Genomic DNA, 16,163 nt, shown 5'->3' with positions numbered 1-16,163 from the left:
TCACCACTCGACCTTCATTTTTTCGCCGCCAGAAGTCGGATATTTCTTCGAGGTGCCGAAGAACTGCTCGCGGCGCTCCTGGGCAGCCCGCTTTTCGGAGATGAGCAGCCAGATGCCGGTGCTGCCGGCCGCCATGAACGCTGCGATCGTGAGGAGGATCAGTTTCGTTCTCACCATTCCACCTTCATTTTCTCGCCGCCGGACGTGGACGGGGCCGTCGCGCTGAAGAATTTCTCCCGCCGGGCTTGGGCCAGGTCCTTGTCTGTTTGTTCGGTCTGAAGCCAGGTTCCCATCATGGTCATCTGCTGAGATACGAGACCGCGGAGCTTCTGCATCTGCGCCACCTGTTGCGCCGCGATCTCGTGCCCGACCTGGAGGGCCTTCATCTGCCCATCGGCGGTCTCGGACATCGATCGCAGAGAGGACATCGTGCCTTCCTCGCTGTCGAACTGATCGGCCGTCAGGCTCGCCGCCTTCAGTGTGCTGGCGATCGTGTCCCGGTTGGTATCGGACCACGTCTGGTAGCTGGAGGAAAAGCTTTCGGCGTTCGGGAGATTGGTCCTGAGGCTTGAATAGCTCTGGAAGCGCTGCTGCAGCACATCGTCTGCATTTCCCATTGAAAACGAAATGCCCTGGCCCTGGTCGACGATGCTGCGCAACTGATTGAGGTCGCTTTCGACCTGCCCCCACATATGCGACGGAAGGGTCGCCGTGTTCTGCAGAAGGTTCTGGTAGATATTGAGCTGCGTTTCGATCTGTTGCGCGAGCTGACTGATCTGGGTGAGCTGGTTCTGGATTTGCTCGCCGGATTTCCCGACCAGCGCGACGAGCTCGCCATTGTTGAGAACCTGCGTCCATTCGGTCGCAGCACCCGTGGCGGTGCCGGCACGCGCTGGCACGGCTGCACTTAGTGCAACGCTTACAGCTACCAGACTGACGACGAATCTATTCGAAGTTGAGCAGCGATGCGGCATCGTGAACCCCTCTCGTTTGAAGCCAGTGGATCGGCCAGTCGCGGCCGTGTTCTGAACTGAGCGCGCGAATGCGCTTCAGGTCTTCCTTGCCGGATGCGCCGACGAAGCTCAGCGCCACGGGGCCGAGCGCCATATCGAACAGCCGTCGGCCTTCAGGGGTGACCACGTAATATTCGCGCTTGGGGATTGCGTTCGAAACGATCTCGATCTGCCGCTCGTTGAAGCCGATCCGCTCATAGAACTCGCGCGTTCCGGGCTCCCGGGCAGCACCGTTCGGCAGGCAGATTTTCGTCGGGCAGGATTCTTTCAGCACGTCGATAATACCCGAGCGTTCGGCGTCGGAGATCGACTGCGTGGCGAGTACAACGGCGCAATTTGCCTTGCGCAGCACCTTGAGCCACTCGCGCATCTTGCTGCGGAATACCGGATGACCGAGCATCAGCCAGGCCTCGTCTAGCACGATCAGGCTCGGGGAACCGTCGAGACGCTTCTCGATCCGCCGGAACAAGTAGGTCAGCACGGGCACAAGATTGCGCTCGCCCATGTTCATCAAGTGCTCTATCTCGAAGGTCTGGAACGCACCGAGCGAGAGACCGTCCTGTTCCGCGTCGAGAAGCTGGCCCATCGGGCCGTCGACCGTGTAGTGATGAAGCGCGTCCTTGATCTCGCGCATCTGGACGCCGCTGACGAAGTCCGACAGGGACCGTCCGGCCGCGCTGCCCATCAATCCGATCTGGCGAGAGATCGCGTTGCGATGATCAGGGGTGATGACAACACCCTGAAGAGCGACCAGCATTTCGATCCATTCCGTTGCCCAGGCGCGATCCGCATCACTCGCGAGGTCCGATAGTGGGCAGAAGGCCAGCGCCCTTGCCTCTTCTTGGGCGTCGCCACCAATCTCATAGTGATCGCCGCCGGCGGCGAGCGTCAGCGGCAGGAGCGAGTTCCCCTTATCGAATGCGAAGATCTGGGCGCGTTCGTAGCGCCGGAACTGTGCTGCGATCAGAGCAAGAAGCGTGGATTTGCCGGAGCCAGTTGGCCCGAAAATCAGCGTGTGACCGACGTCATCGACATGTAGGTTCAGCCGGAACGGCGTCGAGCCACTCGCCACCTGCATGAGGGGTGGCGAGTTCGGCGGATAGAATGGGCATGGCGCGATCGGGTTGCCCGACCAGACCGAGTTGAGCGGGACCAGATCGGCGAGATTGCTGGTGTTGATCAGCGGCTCGCGGATATTGCAGTACCAGTTGCCTGGCAGGCTGCCGAGATAGGCGTCGGTGGCGTTGAGTGTCTCGATCCTTGCGCCAAATCCTTCGGCCTGTATCAGCCGGCGGATCGCCTCAGCCTTCTCCTGCAGCGCTTCGCGATCGTGATCAAAGAGAACGATGACGGGCGTGTAATAGCCGTAGGCGACAAGTTGCGACGATGCTTGCGCGATCGCGTCTTCGGTCTCGGCGACCATCGTGATGGCGTCCTGATCGACCGACCGGCTTTGCGTCTGGAAGAGCTGATCGAAGAATGGCCGGACCTTCTGCTGCCATTTTTTGCGGGTGCGTTCGAGTTTCTGCCGTGCCTCTTCCGCGTCGAGGAAGATGAAGCGCGATGACCAGCGATAGGTGAGCGGCATCAGGTCCAGGCTGTTGAGAATCCCCGGCCAGCTTTCGGCCGGCAGACCGTCGATCGCTACAACCGCGAGAAAACGATTCTCGACCTTTGGCGTCAGACCATGTTCGAGCTCCGCCGTCGCAATCCAGTCGAGATACATTGGGGCATCCGGCAATCTGATGGGATGGTTTTCGCCGGTGATGCAGAAGCGAACGAATTGCAGCAGTTCGTCATAGCGGGCGAGCCGCTCCCCTCTCCTCTCGGCGACCTCGCGTGTCTCCATGCGCCGGATTGACAGGGTGTTGGCAAAATACTGCTCGATCTCCCGGATGGCGTTCTTGAAGATGAAGAGGACCGTGTCCGCATAGGTCTTCTTGCGGCTCTCCTCGTCCGAATAAATGTATTTGCTGAGCGCTGTCTTCTTGGATTCGAGTGGCTGATATGTGAGGACGAGCGCGTGCTTGCTCTCGAAATGCCCCTGCTCGCGCCCGAAATGCGCCCGCCGCTCGGCGTCGATCGCGCGCGTGACGGCATCGGGAAAGTGGCAGCGATCGTCGGACGGATAGTCGAATGTCGGGATGCGAACGGCTTCGACCTGGATCATCCAGCCGCTCCCGAGCCGTGACAGGATCGTATTGATCTGCCGCGACAGTTCGTTGCGCTCGAGGTCCGTGGCGCTCTCCGAGTCCGGCCCGGCAAAATACCAGCCGGCCATCAGGCTTCCGTCTTTCAACAGAAGGACGCCATTGTCGACGAGGCCGGCATAGGGGACGAGATCCGCAAAGGATGGGCCGGTGGCCCGGAAGCGTTTCAGAGCAACCATGGCTTGCCCTCAATACCGGCGCCATGGCGAGGAGGTCGCCTTGTAGTAATGCTTGTACGAGACATGGCGGATATAGACCTGTCGCATCAGCGGGTCCGCCTTTGCCATCATTCTCAGGAGGCCGACGACGACGATCCAGACGGCAACGCCGAAGAGCGCGGAATAGATCGTCAGAACGACGAAGATGAGGATGACTGCAGCAAGACCGGTGATCAGCACCAACTCCCGGTCCGCGCCCATCAGCAGGTTCGGACGCGACAGCGCCCGATGAATGCGGTTGCGTTGCAGGCCAGACAGAGACTCAGCCATGAGCCCCCTCCCCTTCCCCGCTTTGATTGATTGAGGTGGTCTGCTCGTCGGGCAGTCCGATCGAGGCACCGGTCGCGCCAAAAAGACCGACGATGTTGGTGGCGCCAAGCAGGATGCCAGCGACGAGCACGATGTACATGAGCCGCCGCGCGAAATCGTTCAGTTCGCCGCCGAAGATTAGCATGCCGCCGGCGATCGCGACGGCTGCAAGCGCAATGGCGCCGGCGACTGGTCCGGTGATCGATTCCTGGATCTGCTGCAGTGGCCCTTCCCAGGGAAGACTGCCGCCGGAACTGGCGAGCGCCGGCGAGACTGAGGCAAGAGCGATGGGTGCCGCAAGGAGTGTGACGGCGATGAATGCGTTTCTACGCGACATGGCGCGCCTCCTGTTCTTCCGTAAGCTGGTCGGATTCGATTTCGTATTGGCCGCCCGCAAAGCGCTCGACCTGGATGACGTCGCGAACACGCCGCCCACGTGGGGTCCGCTCGATCGAGACGACGAGATCGACCGCTTCCCCGATCACTTCATGCATCGGCTGCTGGCTGGCTTCGGCGGTTAGCTGCTCGAGGCGGCGTAGCGCCGACATTGCGGTGTTGGAATGGATGGTGGCCACCCCTCCGGGATGGCCCGTGTTCCATGCTTTCAGCAACGTGAGCGCAGCGCCGTCGCGGACCTCGCCGACCACGATCCGGTCCGGACGCAGGCGCATGGTACTCTTGAGGAGCCGCGCCATGTCGACGGTATCGCTGGTATGGAGAAGAACGGCGTTTTCGGCGGCGCACTGGATCTCGGCGGTGTCTTCCAGGATGACGAGGCGGTCGTCCGGGGCAGACTTGACGATTTCATCGATGACGGCGTTCGCGAGCGTCGTCTTGCCCGATCCGGTGCCCCCGGAGATGATGATGTTGAGCCGCGCTGAAATCGCGCTGCGGATGGTCGAGGCCTGGTGTTCGGTCATCACGCCGGAGCGCACGTAGTCGTCGAGCGGGATCAGGCGCGAGGCACGACGGCGAATGGTGAAGGCTGGCTTGGCGACGACCGGCGGCAACAATCCTTCGAAGCGGTGACCACCGATCGGCAACTCGCCGGAGATGATTGGCTGTTCGGTATCGACCTCGGACTGGAGCGCGTGCGCCACCGTTCCGATCACCATTTCGGCGGCCGCGGAGGACATCTCACCCGCCGGCGCCACGCCGTGGCCGAGCCGTTCGATAAAGAGCTTTCCATCCGGATTGAGCATGATTTCGACGACCGTTGAGTCGTCCAACGCGACGCAAAGCTGATCGCCGAGCGCCTCTTGGAGTTTGCGGACAAGTCGAGGATGAGAGCGAAGCTGGTTCACCGCGTTTCTTCCTTACGCTGCTTGGCTGACAGTGCTGAGTTCGGAACGGTAGTTGGCAGGCCGGAGCCGTTGGAATGTGTCGGCATTCGCGGGAAGGATCCCAGCGACAGCCATGGTCACCCCGATCTTCCTCGGCTCTGCCAGCCGCTGCAGGCGCCAGCCGACGCGCGCGAGGATCCGCTCGAACCGGAGGTCGGTTACCGTGACAATCTCCGTGTAGCCATTCGCCATGCACCACTCGATGATGCCCGCGAACATGGTCAGGGTTGCGTCATGGATCGAGCCGTCTCCCCTGCCCTCCCCGAGGGTCGTATCGACGCAGAAGCGGGAGCTCTCGATCATCGCGGCGTGTGCATTCAGCTGGCCATCCGGAAGCAGCGTCGGAAAGATGCTCGTCACCATCGTCGCGCCAACAGCAGGCAGTAGCCTCGCGCAACCGGTCACGGCGCCACTGTCGGAGATCGCGAGGATGTAGGTCGGCATAAGAGCGTCAAAGGCGTCCGCCTCTTGACCGTCGATAACGTCAACCTCCCAGCCCAAGCGTTCGGCGAAAACGCGCGCACGTAGCTGATGATGGCGGTGGAGGAGCTGAGCTTCGTAAACATTTCGCGGCTGGGAAATCGCGAGAATCTGCATGAATTTCTCCGTCGTCGTTGGTCGGCGGGGAAATCAACACGGAATGGATTCGGGCGGTAGTTGTAGGATCCTACAAGGTCGATTGGGCTGAGTCGCGGGTGTTGCACGAACTCAGAGGTTGTCGGAATGCCATTTCCGAGCGCGTGACTGCAGGTCGGATTGTAGGATTCACAGTAAAACAAACCTAGAACAAGGATGCCGTCCATCGCGCTATATGCGTGAAAACAAAGGGAAAAGAGTACGAGGTCGTCCCTTTTCACGGCCGTTGCTTTAATCTTTCGTTAACCTTAAATCCCTTGCGGCTCGGCGGGAATCGGGAGATAGTTGCGAAAATTTTGGCCATAGAGCCATTTTTTCGAAATTGTCTTCTTCTCGGAAATAGTTCGCAAAATGAGCAATATGTTGCCGAACCGATTTGATGTCGAGATCGCCCAGCAAGGGGCGAAGATCTCAAGTGCGTTGCACATGCTGCGCAGCCAACAGTACCCACCGGATGCCCGCAAGGGACTGCGCAAGTTCCAGCTTTCGGAAGTCGCTGATTTCATGGGAGTAACCCAAACCCATCTCAGGCAGCTCCACGCCGATGGCAAGGGACCAGAAATAGAATCGATCGGTGGACGGCGATACTACACGGCTCATCAGATGCTGGAACTACGTGAGTATCTTGAGTCCAACAAGAAGTCGGACAAGAGATACTATGTGCCCAAGCGAAGAGATGGCGACGCGATGCAGGTTGTGTCGGTCGTCAACTTCAAAGGTGGAAGCGGCAAGACCACGACTGCCGCGCATCTGGCGCAATATCTTGCCCTTACCGGCCATCGCGTGCTCGCGATTGATCTTGATCCGCAGGCTTCCCTTACCTCCCTCTTCGGGATTCAGCCGGAGCTCGATGACACAGCGTCTCTGTATGAGGCTCTTCGCTTCGATGACGAGCGTAAGTCGATTGGCGATGTGATCCAACCGACTAACATTCCGGGGCTGGATGTGATCCCAGCCAACCTGGTACTCCAGGAATATGAGTATGACGTTCCGCTCGCGATCTCTTCTAAGAGGGGTGAGGACGGTCGACTGTTCTACATGCGTATCGCCAGCGCCCTGAAAGAAGTCGATGACAAGTATGACGTGGTCGTCATCGACTGCCCCCCCCAGCTCGGTTACCTGACGATCACTGCACTCATGGCATCGACGGGGATACTCATCACCATTCATCCGCAGATGCTGGACATCATGTCGATGAGCCAGTTTCTGATGATGCTCGGCGGGATCATGGGGCCTGTCGCCGAGGCCGGTGCTGAAATGCGTGTCCAGTGGTTTCGGTACTTGATCACGCGATTCGAGCCCACGGACATACCGCAGGCCCAAATGGTCGGCTTCATGCAGTCAATGTTCGCGCAGCAGATGCTGAAAAACCACGTCCTGAAATCAACAGCGATTTCCGATGCGTCGATCAAGAAGCAGACTTTGTATGAGGTCGAGCGGGGAGAGTTCGTTAGAGCGACCTACGACCGGGCCATCGATAGCCTGAACGCAGCCAATGCGGAGATCGTCGAGCTCATTCACGGCGTCTGGGGGCGAAAATGAAGGGGTTGTCAGCCGTTTTTTTTTACGTTTTGCTAAACGTCTTCAACAGCTTGTTGGCGTTGACAGCAGGTTTGGAGGGTAGTTATGTCGCGTGAAAATCCGTTTGCCAAGCTGGATATGGCATCCATCGCGGCAAACCAGACTCCGACGAAGCCCGGCTACGGCATGACGGGAGCCGCCAAGACGGTCGTACGCTCCATCGAGGACATGGCCGAGAACACTAAGAAGCTCATGGAAGGCGAGGTGATCGTCGATCTTGATCCGCGGCTGATCGATGATTCCTTCGTTGCCGACCGTCTGTCGGACGATGGGGAAGAGTTTCAGGAGCTGCTCCAGGCGATCAGGGGATCAGGTCAGACGACGCCTATTCTGGTTCGTCCGAGTTCGACAGACGCCAAGCGATATATGGTCGTGTTCGGCCATCGTCGCCTCAGGGTCGCGCGCGAGCTTGGAGTTCCAGTCAAGGCAATCGTCAAGCAGCTCGACGACACCACATCGGCCATCGTACAGGGCCAGGAAAACGCGGCCCGCTCGAATCTGTCGTTCATAGAACGCGCCTACTTCGCCCAGAACCTGATTGCCTCAGGCATGACCAAGGAAACCGTTCGCTCCTCGCTTGCCATCGATGAAGCGATGCTCTCAAAGATGCTCGCGGTCGTCGAGGCAGTGCCGGCATCAGTTATCACGGCCTTGGGTGCGTCCAAGAAGATAGGGCGTGACCGGTGGCTGAGCCTCCGCCAGCTTGTCCTTGCCCCTGCCCTGTCCAAAGTTGCGATTGAGCACGTCGGGTCCGCCGACTTTCAGGCGCTCCCTGAAGGCGACCGCTTCGACAAACTCCATGATCACCTGAGGCGATACAAGGCCAAGTCAGCCGCCAAGAAGCCGAAGGCTGAAGTGCCTGTCCGGGACTGGACCTCGGCCGATCGCGCGTTGAACGTGGTGATGAATTCGAAGGCAAAGAAGGTTGCCATCGAGCTTACCAATGTTGAAGCCAGGCCGTTCAGCGAATGGCTGTCTTCACAGATGGGTCGTTTGTACGAGGAGTACAAAGGATCGAAAACTGAAACAAACGGAGACTGAACCGCAAAAGAAAAAGGCCCCCAAACGGCGAACCGTGGAAGCCTCTCTCGTCATCTCTAGCAGGATCGAGAATCGCATTTCCCGGAATCACAGTCAAGAGTCTTGGCGCCGATTTGGTGAGCGGATTTTCTTTGCCTGAAGCAAGGTGAAAGAAAAATGCAGACAGGACATGTGACGACGCCCTTTGGGCGGCGGCCGATGTCGCTCGCCCTGGTACGAACCCAGATGGCAGTAGACAGTTCGGATCAAAATGCTCGCATTGAGAAGTGGAAGGTGTTTCGCGACGTCTGCGAGGCGCGAGAACGTTTTGGCCTTCAGGATCGGGCCTTGGCCGTTCTCGATGCGCTCCTGACCTTCTATCCCCACGGGGAGCTGAACCCGAGGCAGGGCCTTGTTGTTTTCCCGTCCAATGCGCAGCTATCGGTTCGCGCTCACGGGATCACCGAAAGCACACTTCGGCGGCAACTTGCGGCCCTCGTTGAGGCAGGCCTCATCTCGCGCCGCGATAGCCCCAACGGGAAGCGATACGCGCACCGCAACCGTGACGGTGACGTGGAACAGGCCTACGGATTCGACCTCACTCCTCTCTTGGCTCGCGCCGGCGAACTTGCCGCCATTGCGCAGGACGTTGCTGCAGAGCGCACACGCTTTCGTCGGGCAAAGGAAGCTCTCACGATCTGCCGGCGCGACGTTCGCAAGCTTCTTTCCGCGGCTGTCGAAGAGGGCGCCTCTGGAAACTGGGGGCAGGTTGAGGAGCTCTACGTCGCCATCCTTGGAAGGCTCCCTCGTCACCCGAACCTGGCCCAGATAGATCGGGCGCTCGACGAGATGCAGCTTCTTCGGGCAGAGATACTCAACATCCTGGAAATGCAGCTAAAACCCGAAAATATGCATGGCAATGCCAACCTCTATGAGCGGCACATACAGAATTCAAACACCGAATCCATCAATGAACTTGAACCTAGCTCTAGAGAAGAGCAGGGCGGAGGCCTCGGAGGCAAGCCAGAAACCAAGAGTGCGCCGATCGAGCGGGAGAAGGCGAAGCCTGAGCCAATCAAGGCTTTCCCGCTTGGAATGGTTCTCCGGGCCTGCCCGCAGATAGCGGATTATGGTCCCGGCGGACGAATTGAAAATTGGCGCGACCTCATGAAGGCGGCAGTCGTTGTGCGCTCGATGCTCGGCGTCAGCCCCTCTGCCTACGAGAAGGCGTGCAATGCCATGGGGCCAGAAAATGCCGCGGTGGCTGTGGCCTGCATTCTGGAGCGATCGAATTTCATAACGTCGGCAGGCGGTTATCTTCGGGATCTGACGCGCCGCTCAGAGCGAGGAGAGTTTTCACTTGGGCCAATGTTGATGGCTCTTCTCAAGGTCAATGCGGAATCTGCGCGCAAGACAGCCTAGTGCGGGAAACCTGTTAATGGGCCGTTTTCTCGGTCATTCGGAGAGGAGGGTAAATTGTCAGCCGTTTTTTTCTGGAGATTCTTCCTAATAATCAGTGCGTTACATGGGTTGAGAAGGGGGCATGCGGCACATTTCTCATTATGCCGGAGCCAGAGCCGATTGTTGGGGCTCCTACTGATGCGGAGATCGCGTCCATTATCGCAGCCAATCCTTCGTTGGTTCCCAGCCCTCCGGCTCCTGTCCATCGGCTTCCGACAGAGGAGGAAGCTCTAGCCGCATGCCGTAAGGCTTATGCCCGCAATCCTCTCAGAACCGGCGGAGGAAGAGGATCTAACCTTCGGCTTGGTAGAAGGTGACGGGAACGCCAGCGATCCGGGCGTGTCATGCGTCGCGGCCATCAAGAGGAAGCCGAGCGCAGCGCCTCTAGATCATGTCGTTGGATTTGCCAACTCAGTATCCGGCGAGTGGGTTGCGACCAACTATTGAAGCTCAAAGTCAGATGCCCGTTTCCCGTCAATGTACCGGTAGTTGACGGAGCTAAAAGAAGAAGCTCTATCTCCTCCGGTTGCAAGCTGCCCTTCGAGACGACCAGATATCCTGCTACGAAGATCAGCTTCTGATTTCTCTCTTCCGAAACCAGTGGTGCGTGCCTGATGATCTTCAAGCGTGCCTTCACTTCCCGATCCAAGTCAACGCCGCCCGTGCTGCTGACGGCCGCCACGTAAACCGCCCCGTGACGTTCGACCTTCACGCACAGGGGCTCATCGGGTTGCGGCTCGAGCTTTTCTGTCATCTTTCCCTCTCCACAAGCGCACGCGATCACTCCTAGACCTCCCGAAGTTGAAGGGAGGGAAGGAGTCCCGCTCCGGCTCCTAAACCGGAGGGGAACCACCCACCCGGAGGGCCGAGACGGATTTCATGAAAATTCGGCCGATGCTGCAGGCCGAAGGCTGAAGGCTGAAGCATGGGGAGACCGGTGTAGTGCTTGTGGGGGAGAGGGCAGAGCGCCTTTCTCCCCCACAAGCAGCACGGCCTTTGTAACCGATAAAGGAAGGCGGCAGGGTAGTCGCATAGAATGGATGACGGAACCAAAAGTCGCCTCGATGGAAAAGAGGCGGGATAGACGTTGAGTTCTTTAGAGAATGTGTGTTGCCAAGCTTATGGACGTGATGTCATGTCACTATGTGATGAGGCAAAGAGGGCCGGCTGATGGGTGGAACCTATTTCGATGACGAACAGGAGATAGGCCCGCAAGGGTTGGCATTGTTACGCAATGTGCTCGCCGATCTATTTCGAGACCAATCTGGCGACTCAAATACGGATGAAGAGCTTGGGCTGGCAAAGGAGCTGGTAGCCCTGTTCAAGTCGGGTTTTCGGAGCGAGGAAGAGTTGAAAGCGATGGCCAGGGGCAGCAGCTTTCTCAACCATCACAACTCCTAGGAACGGCCGTGCTTTGCCTTACAGTACGTTATTGCAATGACAATCGAGAGCCATCAGCACGATTTAAAGGACTTGATAGGAGCGCAGGAACTACTAATTCCTATTCATGTTCCACGACGTTGCCAAAAAAAGAGTTCAGTACTGACAGCTGACGATCTGTCACTGCTGGAGAAAACCTTTGGGCATGTGCGAGCTGCGCGACGACCGATGTACGATCGGATCGCCGCGCGGAATTTCCTATGTGACGGCTCAAATCACCGAAACGTTTTCGGCCTTAGATTTGCCCGTCTTGCGGTCCTGGCCTACTTCGTAGCGAACCTTCTGGCCATCCTTCAACGCCTCGCCGAAGCCGATTGCAGAGATATGCACAAAGACGTCCTGACCGCCGTCATCTGGGGTGATGAAGCCGAAGCCCTTGTCCTGAGCAAAGAATTTTACTGTTCCGGTCGCCATATTTACCTCTTTGGTGATTGAGAGGCAGACCCTAGCCGCCACGCGACCGAGTAACAAGCTACATCCTGCCAAGTCACTGGGGAAAGGCTTGAAAATGCGATGATCGGCCGGACCCAGACCTTAGGCGATGATCGCTGTTCATAAACCGATGCTTTAGGTTTTTGGCAGATATTGGGAATGAAATGTGTTGGCGGTTTGGGCTTGTGACTGCGTTCCGCGGCGCGATCAAAAGCGCAGGGTCGTCTCTTCCGGCTGAGTGTTCGGGGCGTGGCGTGACGGTGCTTGAGAATGGTTGACGTCTGGAAAGTTCTTCCTGGCAATCTTTCCGCGTAGCTTTGATTGTCGCGATCTGGAGACATCTCTCCTATCGCTTTTACCAATTGCCACCCAAGCTGCGATGTGCTGGCTTTGGAATCACAATGGGCTTGGCGGCGATCGCCTCAATGGTACTCTCGGTCCGCTTCGATGTAGGGGGCATCTTTGACCTCCGCCTTGCGATCATTGAGTCCGCTGCTGTATTCGGCGGGCCGGGCGCTGCGCTGATCACCGCCATCATGGCCGCGGGCTTCCGCTTTTACCTTGGTTGGGCAGGGGCGGTGCTGGCTTGGCCGCGAGGTGCAAGCTGGTGACAAAAATTGGCCAGATCAGTCTCGTCTCGGCCTGAGCCATTGAGCCATGAAGTGCCGGAAGTGAAAGTACCGGGTAGGGCATCTCCAGACACGATGGCCGTACTCTTTCCCATCTTCCCGCAACACGTTGATGGCGGCTTTGGGCCGAGACCGGTCATCGGTAGCGGAATGCGTGGCGCAGCTTTCGTCCTTCCTTCCGGTTAATCACACAACCGACGTGTATCCAAAAAGCCAGGCCAAGATTAGGTATTTTATCAGCACTTACTCGAGCGGCGAGCCGGAGCAGCCTGCAGGCAAATCCCACGATGTCAGGCGTTGCATGACGCGCTCCAGCGCGGCATCAACATCCTCCGCATCTAAGACTTCTGAATCATAAATCGCCACAGCAATCGTTTGATCGATCAGCTGGCGCTGTTCATCAGGATCGGTCGTCAGACGGGCTGCCCACCACGAAAGGTGCCGCATAAGAAAATACTTATCAGGTGAATCGCTAGTTGCATCCGAAGACATCTCGGCTCCTCCTCGAAGATCACAGGCGGCAGCACGTGGTAACCCTCAACCGTCAGCCCCTACCATCATCGGATGCTGACGATGGGCCTAACGTACGCGCTCCTCGCGAGGGAGTCCACTCCGCGGCCGCTAAACGAGGGCAGCAGCCGTAGCGGCTGCTTGGCACAGTCTGCTTGGCGTAGTCTGCTCGAACGGCTCAGTTCCCGCCTCGAACTTCAAAGGAGTTCACGTCTCCTATTGGAGCATATGAGACGTCCATCCCGCTCATCGCTTGCAAGGATAGCTAAATCTCATCGGTGTTTCTCTTACTGCCATAAGCCTCGACGAGAGCCGCCACCTTCTGGCGCAGATCCTGGTTCACGAGGGCGATCTCGGTGAGACCGGCCGCGATGACCGCCTGGAAGGCCTCGAGATCGGCGATCAGATCGGCCAGCACGGCAACGGCAAGACGCCCGCTTTCGACCTTGCCCATGACCCGGATCGCCGACAGGCCCGAGGCCAGGCGCTTGAGATCGAGCGTCTGGCGATGAAACTGCTCGACGTCATCGCGAATGCCGCAGAGCTTATCGCGGGCATTGCGCCGGTAGGACTGTTCCTGGGCCGTCAGATGGCACATTTCACGGGCGTGATCGACAGCGGCCTGCGGCGGTTCGCTCGCAAACAGACTGATGGTTTCCTGCTGGATGCGGGCGGTACCCAGCATGAAGGCACCCTCGCAGATATTGGAGGAGACCCGGACGGCGGCGACGCTGAAGCTTGCAAGCCCGGATCGGATCTCCTCGGAGAGCAGGCTGTAATTGCCGGAGATCGTGCCGATGGCCGACCCCGCCTGTCCCAGCCGGCCCGCCTGCACGAACAGATTAAGCGGCACGAACTGGTGTTGCGCGTAGCCGCTGACCAACTGCGCCGTGGTCTGCATGATCGAGCGCGCACCGTCCATCAGCTTGCGGAAATGCGCCATCATGCGATCCTCGGGGCGCTCGATCATGGCGTTGCGCGCCGCCACCTCGTCGGTGAGCGCATGGGCCATGAAGGCGTCGTAGTCGGAAAAGCCGAGTTCGGCCAGCCGCTCGGTCATGAGCGCGCCGCTTTGGGCGGGCGTCAGGCTCCGCTCCGTCTCCAGCGTCAGCAGCTGGGCATATTCCCGGGCAACCAGCCCGAACGTTTCGCTGCCGGGCTTGATCCGGACCGAGAGATAACCATTCTCGGCAGGCGCCACGATGGCAAAGACCCAGTAGTGCCGGCCGTCGCGCGCGCGGTTCTTCACATAGGCGCCGGTCAGAAGGCCGCGCCGGATGCGGTCCCAGAGCAGCCAGAAGATGCCGCGCGGCATGTCGGCATGGCGGATGACATTGTGCGGCTGCCCCAGGAGCTCGTCCCAGTCATACTGGCTGATGCGCTGGAAGACGGAATTGCCGGCGACGATCTTGCCCCGCCCGTCGGTGCGGGAGAAGAAGATCTCCGAAGGATGGAAGGGGACGGCAGACACCGCCTGTGCCGCATGACCTGAAACAAGGCCCGGCTCAACAATCATCGACATTCTCAAATTCCTCATTCACCAGGAGGCGGGGCCAGCATCATTGCATGCCTTGCCGCGTGCTCCGCGGGCGCCCGGGCGCCCTCGCACACCCTCACACCCAGACGGAACGAACCGCGATAAGGCCATCGACCCCCTCCTTTCGGGGTGCGAGATCTGGTGAAATTTCGTTAAATCTTCCTCAATATTTTCGACCGGTCTTGATTAGCGTCAACTATGCGGCCGATTTTTTGGCTGGCCCCCATCTTGCCCGGAGATGACTACTACGCGCATGGCCCGCCCCGGCACGGGAAAAACTGGTTGCGGGTGCACGGTTTCCAGTCGGACCACTGCGCGGTCGTCCGCTGCCACCCTCGCCAGCCGCAACTCAGAGCACCACCAGGGCATGGAAGGCCCGACTGTGGCCGCGTAACTCTACGGAGTAGGCCCCGGCTAACCCTTTGCGGTTCTACAGGCCTACGGTGAATTTCACTCCATGCGGGTCAACGATCAGCTTTTTCTTGGCCGTGATAGATGAAACGGCAGTCCACCGGAAAGGATGTTCTGTTTTATGACCAAAACTATGCGGATTGAACCGTCGCAGACTCGAGGCGAAAACTTGTTCGTTGCTTGCTCATAGCGGCTCTGCTTTCTCAGAGGTTGGCGCCATCGGAAAACCCAGTGCGCTCGCTCAGTCCAGCAGGCGGGCCGCCCGGCCGACCCGGCGGTTAGCGGGATTATAGTAGCGCGACGCCTGCTGCACCGAGCGATGCCGCGACTGTTCCATGGCCTCGGGCAGCGGTATGCCGCGATTGGCGGCTTCGGTGAGATAGCCGGATCTGAGGCCGTGGGCGGAGTAATCGGCCGGGTCGAGCCCCGCCAGCCTGGCGCGGCTCTTGACGATATCGTTGATGGCCTTGGGATCGAGCGGTCGGCGCGAGACATTGCCCCAGCGATCGATGGCTCGAAACACGCTTCCCGTCTCGATCTTCGCCGCCGTCAGCCACGCGTTCAGCGCATCGACGGGGCGGCCCGTGAGATAGACCCGCTCGCCGCTTTCGGCACTGCTGGTCTTGGTGCGGCCGAGATCGATGGAGAGCGAGGCAAGTGCGGAACCGTCCTCGGTGCGGAGGGGATCTTCCGGCTGCAACTGCTCTGTCCTCAGGGCCGCGATTTCGCTGCGCCGCCGCCCGCCGGAGGCGAAGGCCACCATCAGGATCGCCCGGTCCCGGACGTCCCGCAGGCTGTCGGTCCTGCAGGTGGCAACGAGGTCTGCCAGGACATCGCCGGTCACGGCCTTGGCGCTCTTGCGTTTCCTTGTCCGCGGTACGGCGCGCACAGCAAGGCGGATCGCCGACTTGAGGGCAGGGGAGGCGAAGCACCCCTGAAGCCCGCGCCATTTCGTCAGCGTCGACCAGGTCGACAGCCGACGCCGCACGGTGTCGGCGGCATGGGGCCCCGACGTGCGCAGGAAGCCCTGGAGGCGCAGCGCATCTTCGACCTCGGGCGGCATGCCGTGGTGCGGATCGGTCAGGCGCTTTTGCGCATCCCACAGGTGATGGGCGACAAATTTCAGCAGAAGCGCCTCGGGCGCCGGCCAGGGCAGGGACCGTCCTGATGCCGCCAGCGACCAGGCCTGCAGGTAGGCGAGATCGGAGGTGAGCGCGCGCAGTGTATTTGCGCCCATGCCTTCGTTGACGAGATGACGGAGCGTCTCGACATCCTGGTCCGTCAGGAGCTCAGCCAATTCGTCACGGCGTTCCATTGGGAGTACGGCAGCGATGGTATCGAGTTCTTCCACACGTCGCGTAACCACATCGTCGGTCGATTTGGATGTTAGTGGCTTTCGCGTCATCGTATTCC

At 59.4% G+C, this 16,163-nt stretch carries 17 protein-coding genes; 5 read left to right on the top strand and 12 right to left on the bottom strand.

What is annotated here, in order from left to right; genetic code table 11:
• From trbK to traI, 7 genes are read right to left on the bottom strand one after another with little or no spacing between them, the layout of a single operon-like run.
• On the bottom strand, window positions 1-177 hold the full coding sequence (gene trbK / locus HHL25_RS19530; RefSeq protein ID WP_113134573.1) for an entry exclusion protein TrbK: 177 nt from the start codon (window positions 175-177) through the stop codon (window positions 1-3).
• Window positions 171-974 carry a P-type conjugative transfer protein TrbJ gene (trbJ, locus tag HHL25_RS19525; protein ID WP_148658733.1) on the bottom strand — a complete coding sequence of 268 codons (804 nt, stop codon included), beginning with the start codon at window positions 972-974 and terminating at the stop codon, window positions 171-173. Before trbJ ends, trbK begins: the two co-directional genes overlap by 7 nt.
• A complete protein-coding gene (locus HHL25_RS19520) occupies window positions 946-3,402 on the bottom strand; it encodes a conjugal transfer protein TrbE (RefSeq protein WP_169594760.1) in 2,457 nt (818 codons plus the stop codon). The genes trbJ and HHL25_RS19520 overlap by 29 nt, the downstream gene beginning before the upstream one ends.
• A gap of 9 nt (window positions 3,403-3,411) precedes the next feature.
• The gene (locus HHL25_RS19515) at window positions 3,412-3,711 is read right to left on the bottom strand and encodes a conjugal transfer protein TrbD (RefSeq protein ID WP_037094117.1); all 300 of its coding nucleotides are present in this window, start codon (window positions 3,709-3,711) and stop codon (window positions 3,412-3,414) included.
• Window positions 3,704-4,087, bottom strand: a complete 384-nt coding sequence (locus HHL25_RS19510; RefSeq protein ID WP_037094119.1) for a TrbC/VirB2 family protein — start codon at window positions 4,085-4,087, stop codon at window positions 3,704-3,706. The genes HHL25_RS19515 and HHL25_RS19510 overlap by 8 nt, the downstream gene beginning before the upstream one ends.
• Complete coding sequence (gene trbB / locus HHL25_RS19505) at window positions 4,077-5,054, bottom strand: P-type conjugative transfer ATPase TrbB (protein WP_037094120.1); 978 nt, start codon at window positions 5,052-5,054, stop codon at window positions 4,077-4,079. The genes HHL25_RS19510 and trbB overlap by 11 nt, the downstream gene beginning before the upstream one ends.
• Window positions 5,055-5,066: 12 nt before the next feature.
• Window positions 5,067-5,690, bottom strand: coding sequence for an acyl-homoserine-lactone synthase (gene traI, locus HHL25_RS19500; protein ID WP_169594758.1), 624 nt, complete (start codon window positions 5,688-5,690; stop codon window positions 5,067-5,069).
• 390 nt (window positions 5,691-6,080) lie between these two features.
• On the opposite strand from traI, the gene repA reads away from it, so the two are divergent.
• The 3 genes from repA to repC all read left to right on the top strand — a co-directional run bounded on the left by repA (window position 6,081) and on the right by repC (window position 9,752).
• The gene (repA, locus tag HHL25_RS19495) at window positions 6,081-7,271 is read left to right on the top strand and encodes a plasmid partitioning protein RepA (protein ID WP_169594756.1); all 1,191 of its coding nucleotides are present in this window, start codon (window positions 6,081-6,083) and stop codon (window positions 7,269-7,271) included.
• 84 nt (window positions 7,272-7,355) lie between these two features.
• Window positions 7,356-8,351, top strand: coding sequence for a plasmid partitioning protein RepB (repB, locus tag HHL25_RS19490; protein ID WP_169594753.1), 996 nt, complete (start codon window positions 7,356-7,358; stop codon window positions 8,349-8,351).
• Between the two features lie 156 nt (window positions 8,352-8,507).
• Window positions 8,508-9,752 carry a plasmid replication protein RepC gene (gene repC / locus HHL25_RS19485; protein WP_148658740.1) on the top strand — a complete coding sequence of 415 codons (1,245 nt, stop codon included), beginning with the start codon at window positions 8,508-8,510 and terminating at the stop codon, window positions 9,750-9,752.
• A 397-nt stretch (window positions 9,753-10,149) separates the two neighbouring features.
• Here repC and HHL25_RS19480 read toward each other — a convergent pair whose 3' ends face one another.
• Entirely contained in the window at window positions 10,150-10,545 is a 396-nt protein-coding gene (locus tag HHL25_RS19480) for a hypothetical protein (protein ID WP_148658741.1), read from the bottom strand.
• A 416-nt stretch (window positions 10,546-10,961) separates the two neighbouring features.
• Between HHL25_RS19480 and HHL25_RS19475 the strand changes: the two genes are divergently transcribed.
• A complete protein-coding gene (locus HHL25_RS19475; RefSeq protein WP_148658742.1) occupies window positions 10,962-11,192 on the top strand; it encodes a hypothetical protein in 231 nt (76 codons plus the stop codon).
• A 249-nt stretch (window positions 11,193-11,441) separates the two neighbouring features.
• Here HHL25_RS19475 and HHL25_RS19470 read toward each other — a convergent pair whose 3' ends face one another.
• The gene (locus HHL25_RS19470) at window positions 11,442-11,645 is read right to left on the bottom strand and encodes a cold-shock protein (RefSeq protein WP_148658743.1); all 204 of its coding nucleotides are present in this window, start codon (window positions 11,643-11,645) and stop codon (window positions 11,442-11,444) included.
• Between the two features lie 419 nt (window positions 11,646-12,064).
• Here HHL25_RS19470 and HHL25_RS19465 point away from each other — a divergent pair, with 419 nt between their 5' ends.
• Window positions 12,065-12,274 carry a LytS/YhcK type 5TM receptor domain-containing protein gene (locus tag HHL25_RS19465; RefSeq protein ID WP_154722741.1) on the top strand — a complete coding sequence of 70 codons (210 nt, stop codon included), beginning with the start codon at window positions 12,065-12,067 and terminating at the stop codon, window positions 12,272-12,274.
• A gap of 261 nt (window positions 12,275-12,535) precedes the next feature.
• On the opposite strand, the gene HHL25_RS19460 is transcribed toward HHL25_RS19465, so the two are convergent.
• From HHL25_RS19460 to HHL25_RS19450, 3 genes are all read right to left on the bottom strand, one after another.
• Window positions 12,536-12,784, bottom strand: coding sequence for a hypothetical protein (locus tag HHL25_RS19460; protein ID WP_148657800.1), 249 nt, complete (start codon window positions 12,782-12,784; stop codon window positions 12,536-12,538).
• A gap of 283 nt (window positions 12,785-13,067) precedes the next feature.
• Window positions 13,068-14,324 (bottom strand): hypothetical protein, encoded by a 1,257-nt coding sequence (locus tag HHL25_RS19455; protein ID WP_169594749.1) that lies wholly within the window; start codon window positions 14,322-14,324, stop codon window positions 13,068-13,070.
• A gap of 667 nt (window positions 14,325-14,991) precedes the next feature.
• Entirely contained in the window at window positions 14,992-16,155 is a 1,164-nt protein-coding gene (locus HHL25_RS19450; protein WP_169594746.1) for a site-specific integrase, read from the bottom strand.
• Window positions 16,156-16,163 lie beyond the last annotated feature (8 nt).

The sequence above is a fragment of the Rhizobium terricola genome, assembly GCF_012927355.1.
Classification (GTDB): Bacteria; Pseudomonadota; Alphaproteobacteria; order Rhizobiales; family Rhizobiaceae; genus Allorhizobium; species Allorhizobium terricola.
Note: the sequence above shows the minus strand (reverse complement) of the source record. Positions and strands in the feature narration are given on the sequence as shown.